The organism is Propionivibrio sp. (assembly GCF_017995515.1).
Lineage (GTDB): Bacteria > Pseudomonadota > Gammaproteobacteria > Burkholderiales > Rhodocyclaceae > Propionivibrio.
Map to the genome: position 1 here is coordinate 1 of NZ_JAGOIT010000062.1, position 16,566 is coordinate 16,566.

The 16,566-nt window shown below is 64.0% G+C and carries 14 protein-coding genes; 10 read left to right on the plus strand and 4 right to left on the minus strand.

The window, feature by feature from the left end; all coding sequences use genetic code 11:
* Window positions 1–763 (plus strand): exodeoxyribonuclease III (xth, locus tag KBA32_RS11135; protein WP_294358921.1); only part of this gene is annotated, 763 nt, incomplete at its 5' end.
* Window positions 764–787: 24 nt separating this feature from the next.
* Here the strand turns inward: xth and rsmA are convergent.
* The 4 genes from rsmA to lptD are packed head-to-tail and all read right to left on the minus strand — an operon-like array spanning window position 788 to window position 7,172.
* Window positions 788–1,588: a 16S rRNA (adenine(1518)-N(6)/adenine(1519)-N(6))-dimethyltransferase RsmA gene (rsmA, locus tag KBA32_RS11140; RefSeq protein WP_294358924.1), complete on the minus strand. Its 801-nt coding sequence runs from the start codon at window positions 1,586–1,588 to the stop codon at window positions 788–790.
* A 28-nt stretch (window positions 1,589–1,616) separates the two neighbouring features.
* Window positions 1,617–2,606 carry a 4-hydroxythreonine-4-phosphate dehydrogenase PdxA gene (gene pdxA, locus KBA32_RS11145; protein ID WP_294358925.1) on the minus strand — a complete coding sequence of 330 codons (990 nt, stop codon included), beginning with the start codon at window positions 2,604–2,606 and terminating at the stop codon, window positions 1,617–1,619.
* Window positions 2,607–3,917, minus strand: coding sequence for a peptidylprolyl isomerase (locus KBA32_RS11150; RefSeq protein WP_294358927.1), 1,311 nt, complete (start codon window positions 3,915–3,917; stop codon window positions 2,607–2,609). It lies immediately after the preceding gene.
* A gap of 12 nt (window positions 3,918–3,929) precedes the next feature.
* Window positions 3,930–7,172, minus strand: coding sequence for an LPS assembly protein LptD (lptD, locus tag KBA32_RS11155; protein WP_294358928.1), 3,243 nt, complete (start codon window positions 7,170–7,172; stop codon window positions 3,930–3,932).
* A 114-nt stretch (window positions 7,173–7,286) separates the two neighbouring features.
* Here lptD and KBA32_RS11160 point away from each other — a divergent pair, with 114 nt between their 5' ends.
* The 9 genes from KBA32_RS11160 (at window position 7,287) to minE (ending at window position 16,367) form a co-directional block, all read left to right on the plus strand.
* Window positions 7,287–8,318: a phosphotransferase gene (locus KBA32_RS11160; protein WP_294358931.1), complete on the plus strand. Its 1,032-nt coding sequence runs from the start codon at window positions 7,287–7,289 to the stop codon at window positions 8,316–8,318.
* Entirely contained in the window at window positions 8,318–8,998 is a 681-nt protein-coding gene (gene murU / locus KBA32_RS11165; RefSeq protein WP_294358933.1) for an N-acetylmuramate alpha-1-phosphate uridylyltransferase MurU, read from the plus strand. Before KBA32_RS11160 ends, murU begins: the two co-directional genes overlap by 1 nt.
* Window positions 8,995–10,296: an aminopeptidase P N-terminal domain-containing protein gene (locus KBA32_RS11170; RefSeq protein ID WP_294358934.1), complete on the plus strand. Its 1,302-nt coding sequence runs from the start codon at window positions 8,995–8,997 to the stop codon at window positions 10,294–10,296. Before murU ends, KBA32_RS11170 begins: the two co-directional genes overlap by 4 nt.
* Window positions 10,289–11,467, plus strand: coding sequence for an FAD-dependent monooxygenase (locus tag KBA32_RS11175; RefSeq protein WP_294358935.1), 1,179 nt, complete (start codon window positions 10,289–10,291; stop codon window positions 11,465–11,467). The genes KBA32_RS11170 and KBA32_RS11175 overlap by 8 nt, the downstream gene beginning before the upstream one ends.
* A 92-nt stretch (window positions 11,468–11,559) precedes the next feature.
* Window positions 11,560–13,560 carry an LTA synthase family protein gene (locus KBA32_RS11180; RefSeq protein ID WP_294358938.1) on the plus strand — a complete coding sequence of 667 codons (2,001 nt, stop codon included), beginning with the start codon at window positions 11,560–11,562 and terminating at the stop codon, window positions 13,558–13,560.
* A gap of 10 nt (window positions 13,561–13,570) precedes the next feature.
* Entirely contained in the window at window positions 13,571–14,101 is a 531-nt protein-coding gene (locus KBA32_RS11185) for a YgjP-like metallopeptidase domain-containing protein (protein WP_294358939.1), read from the plus strand.
* 264 nt (window positions 14,102–14,365) lie between these two features.
* Window positions 14,366–15,202, plus strand: coding sequence for a septum site-determining protein MinC (minC, locus tag KBA32_RS11190; RefSeq protein ID WP_294358941.1), 837 nt, complete (start codon window positions 14,366–14,368; stop codon window positions 15,200–15,202).
* 74 nt (window positions 15,203–15,276) lie between these two features.
* Window positions 15,277–16,098, plus strand: coding sequence for a septum site-determining protein MinD (gene minD, locus KBA32_RS11195; RefSeq protein WP_294358943.1), 822 nt, complete (start codon window positions 15,277–15,279; stop codon window positions 16,096–16,098).
* Between the two features lie 2 nt (window positions 16,099–16,100).
* Window positions 16,101–16,367, plus strand: a complete 267-nt coding sequence (minE, locus tag KBA32_RS11200; protein ID WP_294358945.1) for a cell division topological specificity factor MinE — start codon at window positions 16,101–16,103, stop codon at window positions 16,365–16,367.
* Window positions 16,368–16,566: the final 199 nt, after the last annotated feature.

The window sequence follows — 16,566 nt, forward strand, 5'->3', positions numbered from 1 at the left end:
CTGGAACGTCAACTCGCTGAAGGTTCGCCTGCCGCAATTGCTCGAATGGCTGGCGGCGAAGCAACCCGACGTCGTGTGTCTCCAGGAAACCAAGCTCGAAGACGCGAACTTCCCGCAAGCCGAGATCGAGGCGACCGGCTACCAGGTCGCCTTCTCCGGCCAGAAGACTTACAACGGCGTCGCGCTGCTGGCGCGTGGCGAGCTCGCCAACGTTGTCTGCGGCAATCCGCACTTTGCCGATCCGCAGAAGCGCCTGATCGCCGCGACCATCGGCGGCGTGCGCGTGATCTGCGCCTACGTCCCGAACGGTCAGGCGGTCGGCAGCGACAAGTACGACTATAAGCTGGCGTGGTTGGCTGCACTGGAGACGTGGCTCGCCGAGCAACTTGCCGCTTACCCGCAACTGGCGCTCGCCGGTGATTTCAACATCGCACCGGACGATCGGGACGTGCACGACCCGGCGGCGTGGGCCGGGCAGATCCTCTGCTCAGACGCCGAGCGCTCCGCCTTCCAAAGGCTACTGGCGCTCGGCCTGCACGACAGCTTCCGGCTCTTCGAGCAACCCGAAAAAACCTTTTCGTGGTGGGACTACCGAATGCTCGGCTTCCAAAGGAATCAGGGGCTGCGCATCGACCACATTTTGTTGTCCGAGCCGTTGCGTGCGCGTTGCACGGCTTCCGGAATCGATCGCGAAATGCGAAAGCGCGAGCGTCCATCGGACCACGCGCCCTCAATCGTTGATCTCGCAGAACTGGCCGATTGACGCGCATACCGCGCGCCGAGGTGGCTACCCTTTTTCCGCGCTCAGGTAATTGGCAATAGCGACGTAGGTGTCAACGGCCAGATCTTCGGCGCGGCTTGTCGGTGCAATCCCCAGCGCGCTAAAGCCTGCATCGTCGAGGATGCCCTTCAGGTTGTTGCGCAGCATCTTGCGGCGTTGGGCGAAGGACGCCGCGACGACTGCGCCGAACTTCTCGGCATCGCGGGCGAGCAGTTCCGCTGCGGGACGGGGAATCAGGCGCACGACGGCCGAATCAACCTTGGGCGCCGGCTCGAAGCATTCGGGCGGCACGTCGAGCAGCCAATCCATGTAGAACCGGTACTGCAGCATGACCGAGAGGCGTCCGTAGTCCGACGTTCCCGGCTCGGCCACCAGGCGCTCGACGACTTCCTTCTGTAGCATGAAGTGCATGTCGTAGACCTGCTCGGCAAAGCCGGCCAAGTGGAAAAGCAGCGGCGTCGAAATGTTGTAGGGAAGGTTGCCGACCACGTGCAGCTTGGTGTCGCCGTCTACCAGCGAAGCGAAGTCGAACGACAATGCATCGCCGGAATGGATGGTCAGCCGGTCGGCCGGATAGCGCTTTTGCAGACGCGCAACGATGTCGCGGTCGATCTCGACGACGTGCAGATGATCGAGCTTCTGCAGCAGGGGATCGGTCAGCGCGCCCAGGCCCGGGCCGATCTCGACGACGCGGTCGCTGCGCTTGGGCGCGACGGCGTTGACGATGTCGGCGATCACTTGCGCGTCGATCAGGAAGTTCTGGCCGAAGCGTTTGCGGGCGCGGTGTTGGTTCGTCGTTTGACTCATCGGATTGCCTTGAGAGTTCTGATGCGGATTACTGCCGCTGCGCCATGGCGATCGCCTGCTCGACGGCGACGAACAGCGAACCCGGATCGGCGCGCCCGGTACCGGCGAGTTCAAGCGCCGTGCCGTGGTCGACCGAGGTACGGATGATCGGCAGACCGAGCGTCACGTTGATGCCATTGCCGAAGCTCGCGTACTTGAGCGCGGTCAGCCCTTGGTCGTGATACATCGCCAGCACACAGTCGCCTTGTTCGAGCATCGGCGGCGTGAACATCGTATCGGCCGGCAACGGGCCGAGCAGGCGCATGCCTTCACCGCGTAGCCGTTCGAGCACCGGGGTGATGACCTCGATTTCTTCCATTCCGAGGTAGCCGCCCTCCCCTGCGTGCGGGTTGAGTCCGGCGACCAGGATGCGCGGGTCAGCCAAGCCGTACTTGCTGCGCATGTCGGCGTGCAGGATGCGCAGCGTCGCCTCGAGCGACTCCTGCGTGATGGCTGCAGGCACATCCTTCAAAGGCAGGTGCGTGGTCGCAAGCGCGACCTTGAGCTTGCTCCCCGCGAGCATCATGACGACGCGCGGCGTGTTCGTCCTCTCGGCCAGGTATTCGGTGTGCCCCGTGAAATACACGCCGGCATCGTTGATGACGCCTTTATGCACCGGCGCCGTCACCATCGCAGCGAATTCGCCGGAACGGCAGCCGTCGAGCGCCCGGTCGAGAAGACCGAGCACGTAGTTCGCGTTGGCCGGGTCGAGTTGGCCCGGATTCGACGGAGCGACCAATGGCTGATGCAGGATGTCGACGACGCCTCGCTCTGGCGGCAATTCCGAAGCCCAATCGCGCAGCTTGAGACGATCCGACGAAAGTCCGACCGCGCCTGACCGCGCCTCAAGAAGCTGGCGATCGGCGAGAATCACGAGCCGTGCCGGGAAGTCGCGTTCAAGAAGCCGAAGGCAAAGCTCGGGGCCGACTCCGGCCGGTTCGCCGGAAGTGACGGCGATCACCGGCAGGTCGGGCTTCAATCAGCGCTCCTCGAGACGCAATTCGACGTAGGCACGATCGCGGATCTGCCGCAACCAGTCCTGGTAGGCTTCGTCCATCTTGCGCTCGCGCAGGATCTGGCGTGCCGCCGCACGCTGACGGTCGGCCGAGACGTCCTGAACGCGTCGCTCGAGCACTTCGATCAGGTGAAAACCGAACGGCGACTGGATGGGCTGACTGAGTTCGCCCGGCTTGAGCGCGTTCATCGCGCGCTCGAAATCCGGCACCGTGTCGCCGGGATAGATCCAGCCGAGGTCGCCGCCCTTGGACGCGGATCCATCCTGCGAGTAGAGCTTGGCCAAGGCGGCAAAGTCTTCGCCATGTTTGATCCGGTCGTAGAGTCCCTCCAGTTTGTGGCGGGCCTCTATCTCCGCAACCACCTCGTTGACCTTGATCAGGATATGGCGGACGTGCGTCTGTTCAACAGGCGGCAGCGCCGCACCACCGCGTTTGGCGACCAGCTTGACCAAGTGGAAACCGTTCGGACTGCGCAACAGCGGACCGACCTCGCCATCCTGGAGCTTGACGACAACGTCGGCGAACAGGGCTGGCAAGCGATTGAGCGGACGTGCACCCAGGTTTCCTCCTTTCAACGCGTCCGGCGCATCCGAATACGTCGCAGCCAGCTGCGAGAAGTCCTCCCCCTTCTTTACGCGCTCATAGACCTGTTCTGCCTTGGCTTTGAGCGTCTGGATCTGCTCCGGACTCGCGGATTCCGGCGCACGGAGGAGAATGTGCGCGACTTCGTACTCTTCCCCTGCGTCCCCGCCCTTCAAGTCACCGCTCAGATAATTATCTATCTCGCCTTCGGAAATGACGATCTTGTCATTCACCTCACGCTCGCGCACGCGCGCGATGGTCATTTCCTCGCGAATATCCTCGCGGAACTTGACGAAGGAGATGCCATCCTTCTGCAGCGCATCGCGGAACCTGGTGAGCGACATCTTGTTATTGGCGGCGATACGCTGCAACGCCTGCTCAAGCTGTGAGTCGTCGATGCGCATTCCGTTGTCGCGCGCATGCTGCAGCTGGACTTTGTCCATGATCAAGCGATCAAGCATCTGCCGCTCGAGTTCGCTGCGCGGTGGCAGCGGTGTTCCTTGCTTTTGCAGCTGAGCAACGGCGAAATCGAGGCGGGAGCGCAGTTCATGCAGCGTGATTACCTCGTCATTGACGACGGCAACGATGCGGTCGGCGGGCAGCGGTTCATTCGCTGGCTGATTCTGGGCTTTGGCGCCGAACGCGCCGACCAGGCAGAAGACTACGAGGACTTTGCGAAACAAGGACGTCATGAGATGTATCCGTTATTCATCGAGGACTGAACTGTCCATGGACTGGTTGATCGGGCTGTAGCCCTGGATATTCCGCTTGAGCAAACTCAACGGATTCGAGCCGATGCGCGAGAAGTCACTGAGTTCGAGTTGGACGAAGAACGAGGTCGACGCATCCGCCTCGGTCAGCGCGGCGCGCCTGACCACCCCGCGCAAGACCCAACAGCCGCCGTTGTACTCGAGGCCTGCGATCGACTCGATGACACGCCCGCCCTGATCGGTCTCGTCGTCCTGGAACGAATAGTTGAAGCGCCCCACCGCATGCCAACGGCCGGAAATCGGCCATTGTCCTGAAATGTCGACTTGGTCGACCGGCGAATTCGCGTCGATGCTGTAGCGGTACGCCGCGTTCAGCACCTTGCCAGGCGCCGGCTGATAACGCGCCCCCATCGAGTAACGCTTGACCTCTTTGTCCGACAGGTTGTACTGCCAGGCGAGATCGCCATAGACGCGGGGCAGGACCTGGCCGCTGAATGCCGCGAGCACGTCGGATTTCTCCCAGCGATTGTCCTTAGACTCTTCCGCCGTCGAGTTGAGTCCCACTCGGCTCTGCTTGAAGTAGAAGCGCTGCCCGAGCATCGCGCGCACGACCTCGGCACCCGTATCCGGCTCGATCAGGCGTGTCGTCGCCGCCGCCGTCAACTGGTTCGCATCGCTGACCCGGTCCCAACCGGTAAACTGATTTTCGGAGAAGATCTGGGCAAAGTTGAAGTCGGCGACGCTCGTATCGAAGAGCGGGATATCGCTCTGGTCCTTGTACGGGACATTCAGGTAATAGAGTCGTGGCTCGAGCGTCTGCGTGTAGTCACGCCCGAACCAGTGGCTTGGCCGCTCGAAGGTCATGCCGGAATCGATGCTGAAGACCGGCAGCGTCACCGATACCGAATCCGGCATCGAGCTCGAAGCATTCTGGCCAGAGATCGAGTACTGGCGATAATTCACGCCGATCTTGGGCGTCACATACCAGCCGGGCGTCACATAGGGCAGCGACAACTGCGGATAGAGCACGGTCCGACCGGCAGTCAGGCCGTCGATGAAGGTCGATCCGACGTACTGGTCTTCCCGGGTGAAGTGGGTGTATTGCCCCAGGAAGGCGATATCGGTCGAATGGAAGTCCGGCTTGCGCGCGTTCAACGTCAGCTGCGGCAGGAGCTTGTAGGGAGCCTCCACCGGGTTGTCCGAGTCGGGCTGCAGCGTCTGATACTGCTGAACGTTCGCCGTCGCCGACCACCAGCCGCCGCCACCGTAGGTAAGCACGCCCTGTTGCAAGAGCTGCGTTTGCGACGTACTCGCAATCTCGCTCGACAAATCGGTGTAATAGTCGTCGTCGGAGACCTTGTTGTAGTTGATCTGCGCTGCGAATCCGTTGGCGAAGGTCTGATTGTGCTTGATCGAGAATCCGTACCGCTGATCGCCATCGCGCAACCGGTCGCCGGGGAGGACTTCCGCATTGACTTCGCCCTGGTACAACCCGCCATAGGCGGTGTTCAGATAGCGGAACTCGTTGTTCAGCTGGACCCCGCGCCGGCTCATCACGCGCGGCGTGATGGTCGCATCCATGTTCGGGGCGATGTTCCAGTAGTAGGGAAGGTCAAACTCGAAGCCGTTGTCGCTGCTGGTACCGAACGACGGCGCGAGGACGCCCGACTTGCGTTCGTTGTTGAGCGAGAACGAGAGCCAAGGGGTATAGAAGATCGGCACATCCTTGAAATAGACAACGCCGTTGCTGCCCTCGCCAACCTCTCGGTCGTAGTCGAGTTTGAGGTTATCGGTCTTCGCATACCAGTCGTCGTTGCCCGGTTCACAGGTCGTATAAGTGCTGTTCGTCAGGCGAATCTGGTTTTCGCCTTCGAAGTCGATCCGGTCGGCCTGGCCGCGACCTTCGGTCATCGCGCGACCGCTCTTTTCGGCCTCGCTCGAGAGCAGCTGACCCGGCGCGGCAAAGCCCGAATCCCAGTCGTCGAATCCCGTTGGACCATCGACGACAGCAGCCACCGTCGCTCCACCCACCGCCGTGGTGCCGATCTTCGGCGGGCGCTTGATCAGGTACTCGGGTTGCTCGAAGAAGCCGACCTGCTCCTCCAGCTTCAGGCGCATCTTCGGACCGCTGACGCGATCTTCCCCCTGTTCGAGCACCACATTGCCTTCGCCTTCGACTTCGTCATCGATCGGCCAATAGGTCATACGATCGGCATTGAGTACCGTACCGATCTTGCGCAGCTCGGCTTCACCTTCGGCGACGAACTCGCGATCGGCCTCGCCCTGCATGCGCTGTGCGCTGAGGAATATCGGCCGCGGCACATCGCTGTCCTTCGGCGGCGGCACCATCTCGTTCGACGCGCGCAGGGCCAGGGCGGGCGTTGGATCGGATGCTTCGTCGGCATCCACCGTCGCCACGACCAACGATGTCGCCGGCAAACGGGACGGCGCAGCTGGCGATGGCGCATCGCTGCCCGCCGGCGTAGCGGCCGATCGTCCCTGCGCAACAGGCGGCGTGGCAGCGACCGGAGGTTGCCCGAGCAATGCTGGATCGACGCGCAAGGGACCGAGCGATGAAACTTGCCCGCGCGGGGGAGGTGCCACACTGGTAACAGGCCTCTCAACCGGCGCAAGTGCGGTATTTTCTGCCGCCGCGGCAGAAATCGCTTTGGGAGGGGCCGGGCGCTTCGCACTCTGCGTGCCAGGCTCGACATCCGACGCGAGCTTGCCCTCGCTGTCCTCACTGCGTACCGACCGTGGCGGCGGAACGACCACGGGTGTCTCGACGGCCTTCGGCACCGGCGCGGGCGTCGGCGAGGCGATAGCTTCCTGCGGCGTCGATTCGTTCGCTTCGCCAGAGGGCGCAACCGCACGCGCTGGAATCCTGTCCGGCGCGGCTTGAACGGGCCGCTTGTCCTCTGGACGGACCGCCTTCTTCCGCTTTACCGGCTCCGCTTCGGGTTCCGTTTTCCGGATTCCTTCTACAGGCGCCGCCTCGACCGCTGCTTCAGGGCTGGACACATCGACCGGCGTCACCTCGGCCGCGCCCTGAACAGGCACAGCAGGTGCCGGCGCCTCTGCCGGCTTGATCGGCGGCAAGCCGAGCAAGGTCGGATCGACGCGCAACGGCGTCAGCGACTGCGCTTGTGCGATGGGCACCAAACCGCCCATCCACGCACTCATCAGGCCAGAACAGAAGAGCAGCGCAATCTGTTTGCGCCGTACAGGAGGATTCATCCGGAAACTTCAGTAAAAATGGGTGCCGACCCGGCTGGCCGCCGCAGCGTGGAAGCCCTTGGAGCCAGTGGTAAAATCGCCGCATTTTAACACCTAAGCCCAAGGAGAAGCGGCATGCCGCGTACCGTCCTGTTGCGCGACTGGCTTGACCGTCATCTCGTGCGCTCGCACACCGAAGAAGAACTTAAAAACGGGTATTCGCTCGAGCCCGCATCGGCCGACGCCAGCTTTCGCCGCTACTTCCGCGTCTCGCTGCCCGACGGCAGCACACGCATCGTCATGGACGCGCCGCCCGAACTTGAAGACTGCCGCCCGTTCCTGGAAGTCGCGGCGCTGCTCCGCGAGGCCGGCGTACATGCGCCCGAAGTTTTCGCCGAGGATCTGTCGCAGGGTTTCCTGCTGCTCTCCGACCTCGGCAGCACGACCTACCTCAGCGTGTTGAACGCCGACACCGCGCCGAAGCTCTACCGCGACGCCAACGCGGCGCTCGTGGACATCCAGCGCGCCAGCCGGTCCGGTGTGCTGCCCGAGTACGACCGCGCCCTGCTCACGCGCGAGCTCAATCTCTTCCCCGACTGGTACGTCGCCCGCCACCTCGGCATCGCGCTCGACGAGAAGCAGGACGCGACCCTGCGCGCCGTCTTCGAGAAGATCCTCGCCAACAACCTGGCGCAGCCGAAGGTCTTCGTCCATCGCGACTACCACTCGCGCAACCTGATGGTTGTGGACGGCGGCTACCCGGCCAACCCGGGGGTAATCGACTTCCAGGACGCCGTCTACGGCCCGATCACCTACGACCTCGTCTCGCTCTACCGCGACGCGTACATCACGTGGGACGAGAAGGACGAGCTCGATTTCGTCATCCGCTACTGGGAAATGGCGCGCAAGGCCGGCTTGCCGGTTCACGCCGACTTCCACGACTTCTACCGCGACTACGAGTGGATGGGCGCGCAGCGGCAGATCAAGGTGCTCGGCATCTTCGCCCGCCTCTGCTACCGCGACGGCAAGGACGCCTACCTGAACGACATGCCGCGCGTGATGGCCTACCTGCGGCGCACGTGCGAGCGCTATCTCGAACTGAAGCCGCTGGTTCGCCTGCTCGATCAACTGGAAAGCCGGCCCGTCGAGACGGGTTTGACCTTCTGATGAAGGCCTTCATCCTCGCCGCCGGACGCGGCGAACGCATGCGCCCGCTCACCGACACGACGCCGAAGCCGCTGCTGATGGCCGGCGGCAAACCGCTGATCGTCTGGCACCTCGAACGCCTCGCCGCCTGCGGCTTTCGCGACGTCATCATCAACCACTCGCACCTCGGCCAGCAGATCGTCGATGCGCTGGGCGACGGCGCACAGTTCGGCCTGTCGATCCGCTATTCGCCGGAACCGCCCGGTGCGCTGGAAACCGCCGGCGGCATCGCCAACGCGCTGCCGCTGCTCGGCGACGAGCCCTTTCTCGTGGTCAACGGCGACGTCTGGTGCGACTGGGACTTCAAGCGCGCGCTCGCACTGACCAGCCGGCGGGCGCATCTCGTCTTTGTTCCCAATCCGCCACAGCACGCGGGCGGCGACTTTTGTCTCGATGGCGAAGTCGTTCATTACGCGAGCTCGGGCCTCGGCCCGACGCTGACCTACGCCGGCACGGGCGTGTTCTCGCCCGACTTCTTCGCCACGGTGCCGGCTGGGGCGGTGATGAAGATGCGCCCGCTGCTCGACGCTGCCATCGCCAAAGGTATCGTCACCGGGGAACGCCATCACGGCCGCTGGGTCGACGTGGGTACGCCGGCACGCCTCGCCGAACTGGATCAGGAGCTCCGCAGAAAGCCATGAAACACGAACCCTACTCGACACGCCGCACCGCGCTGCTCAAGCACATCGGCGACGGCGTCGCCATCATCCCGACCGCGCCGGAGCGCGTGCGCAACCGCGACTCGCACCACCCCTACCGCTTCGACAGCTACTTCTGGTACCTCTCCGGCTTCCCCGAGCCGGAAGCGGTGATCGTGCTGATCGGCGGCCGCCGGAAGAGGTCCATCCTCTTCTGCCGCGACAAGAACGAGGAACGCGAGGTCTGGGAAGGCTTCCGCTACGGCCCCGACGCCGCGCGCGATGCGTTTGGTTTCGACGAAACCTATTCGTTCAGCACCTTCGAATCGCTGCTCCCCGAGCTGATCGCCGACCACAAGGTGCTCTGGTACGCGCTCGGCCACGATACGGCATGGGACGCAAAAATCGTCGCCGCGCTCAACACGGTGCGGACCCAGACCCGGGCCGGCAGGCACGCGCCGGACAAGATCCGCGATCTGCGCCAGCCGCTCGACCGCATGCGCCTCGTCAAGGACGCGCACGAAATCGATCTCATGCGCCGCGCCGCCGACATCACCTCGGCCGGCCACGCGCGCGCCATGCGCCATTGCCGGGCCGGACAGGCCGAATACGAACTCGAAGCCGAACTCACGCACGAATTCCGCCGGCGCGGCGCCGGCGGCCACTCGTACAACCCGATCGTCGCCGGCGGCGCCAACGCCTGCGTGCTGCACTACGTCGACAACGACAAACTGCTCTCCGAACACGCGCTGGTGCTGATCGACGCCGGCTGCGAGCTGGAAGGCTACGCCGCCGACATCACGCGCACCTTCCCGGTCGGCGGGCGTTTCATCGGCGCACAACGCGACGCCTACGAGATCGTGCTCGCCGCGCAACTGGCGGCAATCGCCACGATCAAACCCGGCGCGCCGTTCGCCGCCTACCACGACGCCGCCGTGCGCGTGCTCGTGCAAGGCATGATCGACCTCAAGCTGCTCGCCGGCAGCGTCGATGGTCTCATCGAAAGCGAGGCCTACAAGCCCTATTACATGCACCGCACCGGCCACTGGCTCGGGCTCGACGTGCACGACGCCGGCGACTACAAGACCGGTGACGACTGGATCAAGCTCGAACCGGGCATGGCGCTGACCGTCGAACCCGGTCTCTACATCCGCCCGTCGCCGATGGTCCCGCCGCACCTCCACGGCATCGGCATCCGCATCGAGGACGACGTGTTCGTCACCGAAGATGGCTGCAACGTCTACACCACGGCGCCGAAGACCATTGCCGAAATCGAAGAAGTGATGCGCCACGATGGATAAGGTGGATAAGGCCGCTACAGAATCTCTGGATACCGACATCCTCATCCTCGGCGCCGGCCCGGTCGGCATGACGCTCGCGCTGGCGCTCGCTGACAGCGGCCAGCGTGTTCGTTTGCTGGACCGCCGACCGCGCGGCGCCTGGGCCGACGACCCGCGCGGCCTGGCGCTCTCGCACGGTTGCCGGCAGCTGCTCGAACGCCTGGACGCGTGGAACGCATCGGCCGGCACGCCGATCCGCGACATCCACGTATCGCAGCGCGGCGGCTTCGGCCGCACGATGATCGAAGCCGCCGACTACGGAACACCGGCGCTCGGCTACGTCATGCGTTACCGCGACCTCGCTGCAGCGCTCGACGCGCGTATTCCGGCAGCGCAGTGGCTGGAACCGGGCCAGGTTGTGACGATCACCACCAACGACAGCGGCGCCCTGGCCACCGTCACCCGCGGCGACGTCACACGGCAGATCACGGCCAGACTCGTCGTCCATGGCGAAGGGACGCCGCAGAACGACCCCGACGTCAGCGTCAGCGACTACGGCCAGCACGCCGTGATCGCCGAAGTCCGACCGGCCGCGCCGCACGGCAACCGTGCCTGGGAACGCTTCACGCCCGACGGCCCGCTGGCGTTGCTGCCCATCGGCGACGATTACTCGGTGGTATTCACCGTACCGCCGGAGAAGGCCGAATGCATCCTCGCACTCGACGATGCTGGCTTCCTCGCCGCCTTGCGCGCGCAGTTCGGCACCCGCCTCGACTTCGTCCGCACCGGGCCGCGCGCCGCCTACCCGCTCGCCCTGCGCGTGCGCCGACACCTCACGCAACCGCGCCAGGTGTGGATCGGCAACGCGGCACAGACGCTGCACCCGGTTTCCGGCCAGGGTTTCAACCTCGGCTTGCGCGATGCGTGGGAACTCGCCGAAGCACTGCTCGATGGCCTGGAACGGCAGCCCGACGCCGGCCACGCGGCCGCACTCGCTGCCTACGCGCGTGGCCGCCAGCTTGACCGGCGCGGCAGCATGGCCTTCACCGACGGCATCGTGCGCCTGTTCTCTAACGATCTGCCGCCACTGCGCACCGCACGCGGACTGGGCCTGCTTGCGCTCGACCTCGTGCCACCGCTACGCCACTTCGTCGCCAAGCGCATGATCTGGGGTGCGCGCGCCTGGCCTTGAGAACGAATTGGTCGCCGCCATCTCTTAAGCTGGCATTAAAGATCTTCGCCTAAACTCCGCCCCAGCCCAATTTCAACTGTGAGCAGCTATCGATGTTCGAAACGACGCCCTCCTCCACTTTCGCCGACCGACTCTGGTCAAGAGTCGGCCTGTTTGGCGCCTACGCGCCACTGGCCATGCTCTTCCTCATCGGCCTGCCGATGCTCTCGCTGTCGCGCATCGGACTCATGCTCTGGCAGGCGAAGCGTGTCGTCGCCACCGGCATCTGGCCGGAAATGCTGCTGCAGGGCATCCGCGTCGATATCATCCAGCTGAGTCTGCTCGCCTTGCCCCTGATCCTTCTCGCGCCCGTCCTGGCGACGGGGCTGACCTGGCGCTTCTGGCGCCGGCTCAGCGCCTTCTGGATCATCCTCTCGATCGCCCTGCTCGCCCTGCTTGAAGTCTCCTCGCCGGCCTTCATCAACGAGTACGACGCACGCCCGAACCGGCTGTTCGTCGAGTACCTGAAGTACCCCGGCGAAGTCTTCCCGATGCTGTGGAACGGCTTCCGCCTGCATCTCGTCGCCGGCTCGCTGCTCACCGCTTTCGCCTTTTGGGGCATGGCGCGGCTGACGCGGCCCTGGCTCGAGCGCGAGCGCTCGTGGTCGAACATCAAGCTCTGGCTCACCTGGCCGCTGATCGTCTTCGTCGCCGTGTTCGCCATCCGCTCGAGCGTTGACCACCGTCCGGCCAACCCCGCGCTTTTCGCGCTCACCGGCGACCCCATGGTGAACACGCTGATCCTCAACTCGGCCTGGTCGGTCACGCACGCGATCTACGGCATGAAGCACGAAGCGCGCTCGAGCGAAATCTACGGGACGATGAAGGAGGACGAGATCCTCAAGCAGATCGAAGCCAGCCGCCAGCTTCTGCAAGACAAGCGCCCCTTGCTCGGCGACAAGGAGATTCCGACGCTGACCGAACAGAAGGCAGCGGCACGCCGCGAGCGTCCGCTCAATCTGGTGATCATCCTCGAAGAGAGCCTTGGCGCGACCTTCGTCGAATCGCTCGGCGGCGTACCCGTGACGCCGGAACTCGAAAAGCTGAAGGAACAAGGCTGGTGGTTCGAGCAGCTCTACGCCACCGGTACGCGCTCGGTGCGCGGCATCGAAGCGGTCGTCACCGGATTCCCGCCGACCCCGGCGCAGGCCGTCGTCAAGCTCTCGCTGGCCCAGCGCAACTTCTCCACGCTGGCGCAGATCCTCGGCAAGCAAGGCTACGAATCAGAGTTCATCTACGGCGGCGAGTCGCACTTCGACAACATGCGCGCCTTCTTCATGGCCAACGGATTCTCGCAGGTCACCGACCAGAACGATTACAAGAATCCGGTCTTCAAGGGCAGCTGGGGCGTCTCCGACGAAGATCTGCTGAACAAGACGCACGAGCGGCTGCTCGAAAAGCACGCCGAAGGAAAACCGTCCTTCACGCTCGTCTTCACCTCCTCGAACCACTCACCGTTCGAGTTCCCGGATGGCCGCATCAAGCTCTACGAGGAGCCCAAGGGCACCGACAACAATGCGGTGAAGTACACCGACTACGCGCTCGGCCAGTTCATCGCCAAGGCAGGCGCCAGCGACTACTGGAAGGACACGGTATTCGTCGTCGTCGCCGACCACGACATCCGCGTGCGCGGCGACAGCCTGGTGCCGATCGAACGCTTCCACATCCCCGGACTGATCCTCGGCGCCGACATCAAGCCGCGCCGCGTGAAGACCGTCGCCAGCCAGATCGACCTGCCGCCGACGCTGCTGTCGCTGATCGGCGTCGACGCCAGGCATCCGATGATCGGCCGCGACCTGACGCAGGAGCCGGACGGCCTGCCCGGCCGGGCGATGATGCAGTACGAGCAGAACTATGCGTGGATGGAAGGCCGGAAGGTCGTCGTCCTGCGCCCGGACAAGGCGCCGTCGCACGGCACTTACGACCCGGCGCACAAGCGCCTCGAATCCGCCGCGACGCCGGTCGACGGCCAGCCGATGGAACAGCGCGCTCTGGCGCACGCCCTGCTCGGCGCCTGGCTCTACCGCGACCAGCTTTACCGGCTGCCCGAATAACCGAACCACCGTGCCGGCCCCCACGAGCAACACCATCGCCTACCTCGCCGGCTATCCGCCGTCGCTCGTCGAGCCGGTGCGCCAGCTGGCCGATGCAGGACGGCTCGGCGACGTGCTGCGCCAGCGCCACCCGCGCGTTCATGACGTACGCACCGACAAGGCGCTCTACGACTACGTGCAGGCGATCCGCAACGACTGCCTGCGCAACGCGCCGCCGCTCGCCAAGGTAATCTACGACAACCGCCTGCAGGTGGTCGCCCAGGCGCTCGGCACGCACACCCGCGTTTCGCGCGTGCAGGGCGGCAAACTCAAGTCGAAGAACGAGATCCGCATCGCCGCCGTTTTCCGTGACATGCCCGAGGCCCTGTTGCGCATGATCGTCGTCCATGAACTGGCGCACCTGCGCATCCGCGAGCACGACAAGGAGTTCTACAAGCTGTGCTGCCACATGGAGCCGGCGTACCACCAGCTCGAGTTCGATGCGCGCGTGTGGTTGTATTGGCAAGACAGCGAAGCGACTTCCACGCCGGCTGCGCGTTGAGTTTCCATCCGGATCGGGGCACGATGCGTCCCTTTCGTCCCTTTCCTAGTGCCTTGCAGCAATACCGACGCCCCGCCGCTTTTCCCGATCATTCTCCGAATCTCGGCCAGACAGAATCCGCAGAACGGACCGCATTTTCCCTCTTCTGAAACTCAAGCCGCGCCTTGTCGGTTCTGAACAAGGATCACACCAGCCATCCCAAACGAACCGGAGTCGGCTAGACTTCGTTCCCTCAAGAATCCACACCCTCCTCGCGACAAAGCCATGGCACGCGCAAACAAAAAACCCCAACTGGTCGAGTTCAAGGGAACGACGCTCCCGGTCGTCAGCGTCACGCTGCACTCGTTACAGACCGCCCCGCTGGCCAAGGCAGCCGGCGAACTGTTCGGCGACGACGCCTTTTTCGACGGCGAGGCGGCCGTGCTCGAACTCGACCGCATCGACCTCTCCGATCCGGCGAACGGTGCCGAAGCCGTCAATTGGACGGCGCTGCGCCAGTTGTTCATGAAGCACGGATTGAACGTCATCGGCGTACGCGACGGCAGCGAGGAGCTGCGCCAGAGCGCTGCGGTGGCCGGCCTGCCGAGCTTTGCCGCATTCAAGCGCAACGCGCGCAGCGCGGAAGAAGTCGAGCCGGCAGCAGCCCCGGCGCAGGCAGCGGCCACGCCCGAGGTCCAATTCGCTCCCGTGCAGGAAACGCTCGTTCTGGAGCCCACGCCAGCGCCGCCCGCACCACCCGCTTTCGTCTCAACGCTCGTCATCGACCGCCCGCTGCGTTCCGGACAGCAAGCCTACGCACGCGGCGGCGACCTCGTCGTGCTCGCCGCCGTCAACGCCGGGGCCGAAGTCATCGCCGATGGCAGCATCCACATCTATGCGCCTTTGCGCGGCCGCGCGCTGGCCGGCGCCAGCGGTTCGGCCGAGGCACGCATTTTCACGACGCGCTTCGAGGCTGAACTCGTCTCGATCGGCGGCGTCTATCGCACCTTCGAGTCGGGCATCCCGGACAAACTGGCCGGGCGACCGGTGCAGATCCGGCTCTCGGGCAGCGCAGACGACGCATCGAGCAGTCTGCTGATCGAATCGCTGTCGACCAATTGAGTGCTCACCGAATGCCATTCGGCATTTTCTGTATCCACAGGTAAAATTTCGTTTTTTCACTCGGAGGCACCTTCGTGACTCGCATCGTCGTCGTAACCTCGGGCAAGGGTGGCGTGGGCAAGACCACCACCAGCGCCAGCTTCTCCTCCGGCCTCGCCCTGCGCGGCTTCAAGACGGCCGTCATCGACTTTGACGTCGGTCTGCGTAATCTCGATCTGATCATGGGTTGCGAACGGCGGGTCGTTTACGACCTGATCAACGTCGTCAATGGCGAAGCGACGCTGACCCAGGCGCTGATCAAGGACAAGCACTGCGGCAACGACAACCTCTTCGTGCTGCCCGCCTCGCAGACGCGCGACAAGGACGCGCTGACCGAGGAAGGCGTCGAGAAAGTGCTGAAGGAGCTCGAACACATGGGCTTCGACTACGTCGTCTGCGACTCACCGGCCGGCATCGAGCACGGCGCGGTGATGGCGCTCACCTTCGCCGACGAGGCGCTCATCGTCACCAACCCGGAAGTCTCCTCGGTGCGCGACTCCGACCGCATCCTCGGCATCATCCAGGCCAAGTCGCGGCGCGCCATCAAGGGCGAGGAGCCGGTCAAGGAGCATCTGCTGATCACCCGCTACTCGCCGAAGCGCGTCGAGGAAGGCGAAATGCTCTCCTACAAGGACATCCACGAAATCCTGCGCGTCAAGATCATCGGCGTCGTGCCGGAATCGGAATCGGTGCTGCAGTCGTCGAACCAAGGCACGCCGGCGATCCACCTGAAGGACAGTGACGTCGCCGACGCCTACCTCGACATCGTCGACCGCTTCCTCGGCGACGACAAGCCGCTGCGCTTCGTCGACTACGAAAAACCCGGCCTCTTCAAGCGACTGTTCGGAGGCAAATAAGCATGTCCCTGCTCTCTCTTATTTTCGGTAACAAACCGAAGACGGCCGCGGTCGCCAAGGAGCGCCTGCAACTGATCATCGCTCACGAACGTAGCGGCCAGACCAGCAAACAGGATTTCCTGCCCGACCTGCAAAAGGAACTGATCGCCGTGATCTCCAAGTACGTCTCGGTCAACCCGGACGACATCAAGGTCTCGCTTGAAAAGCAAGGCAACTACGAAGTACTTGAAGTCAATATTGTGCTGCCGGAGCCGGGTAACGCACGCTGATTTTCAGTCAGATCAAGGCCCGCGAATCCAGAGTCCGAATCCCGGCCTCTGGATTCGTCGTTTGTGGACGGCTGGAATTTGTCTTCCACCAGAATGCAAACAATACATATACGCCATAAGCCATATCTATAGGCGCGTCATTCAGCAATAGAAGGCCTGACTCTCAATAGCACTTGGCATTTTTATCGCACGACAAAGG

Excerpts from the sequence above, each read along its gene's own strand:
- rsmA (WP_294358924.1), bottom strand. The coding sequence starts at position 1,588 with ATGAGTCAAACGACGAACCAACACCGCGCCCGCAAACGCTTCGGCCAG.
- KBA32_RS11150 (WP_294358927.1), bottom strand. The coding sequence starts at position 3,917 with ATGACGTCCTTGTTTCGCAAAGTCCTCGTAGTCTTCTGCCTGGTCGGC.
- lptD (WP_294358928.1), bottom strand. The coding sequence starts at position 7,172 with ATGAATCCTCCTGTACGGCGCAAACAGATTGCGCTGCTCTTCTGTTCT.
- KBA32_RS11160 (WP_294358931.1), top strand. The coding sequence starts at position 7,287 with ATGCCGCGTACCGTCCTGTTGCGCGACTGGCTTGACCGTCATCTCGTG.
- murU (WP_294358933.1), top strand. The coding sequence starts at position 8,318 with ATGAAGGCCTTCATCCTCGCCGCCGGACGCGGCGAACGCATGCGCCCG.
- KBA32_RS11170 (WP_294358934.1), top strand. The coding sequence starts at position 8,995 with ATGAAACACGAACCCTACTCGACACGCCGCACCGCGCTGCTCAAGCAC.
- KBA32_RS11175 (WP_294358935.1), top strand. The coding sequence starts at position 10,289 with ATGGATAAGGTGGATAAGGCCGCTACAGAATCTCTGGATACCGACATC.
- KBA32_RS11180 (WP_294358938.1), top strand. The coding sequence starts at position 11,560 with ATGTTCGAAACGACGCCCTCCTCCACTTTCGCCGACCGACTCTGGTCA.
- minC (WP_294358941.1), top strand. The coding sequence starts at position 14,366 with ATGGCACGCGCAAACAAAAAACCCCAACTGGTCGAGTTCAAGGGAACG.
- minE (WP_294358945.1), top strand. The coding sequence starts at position 16,101 with ATGTCCCTGCTCTCTCTTATTTTCGGTAACAAACCGAAGACGGCCGCG.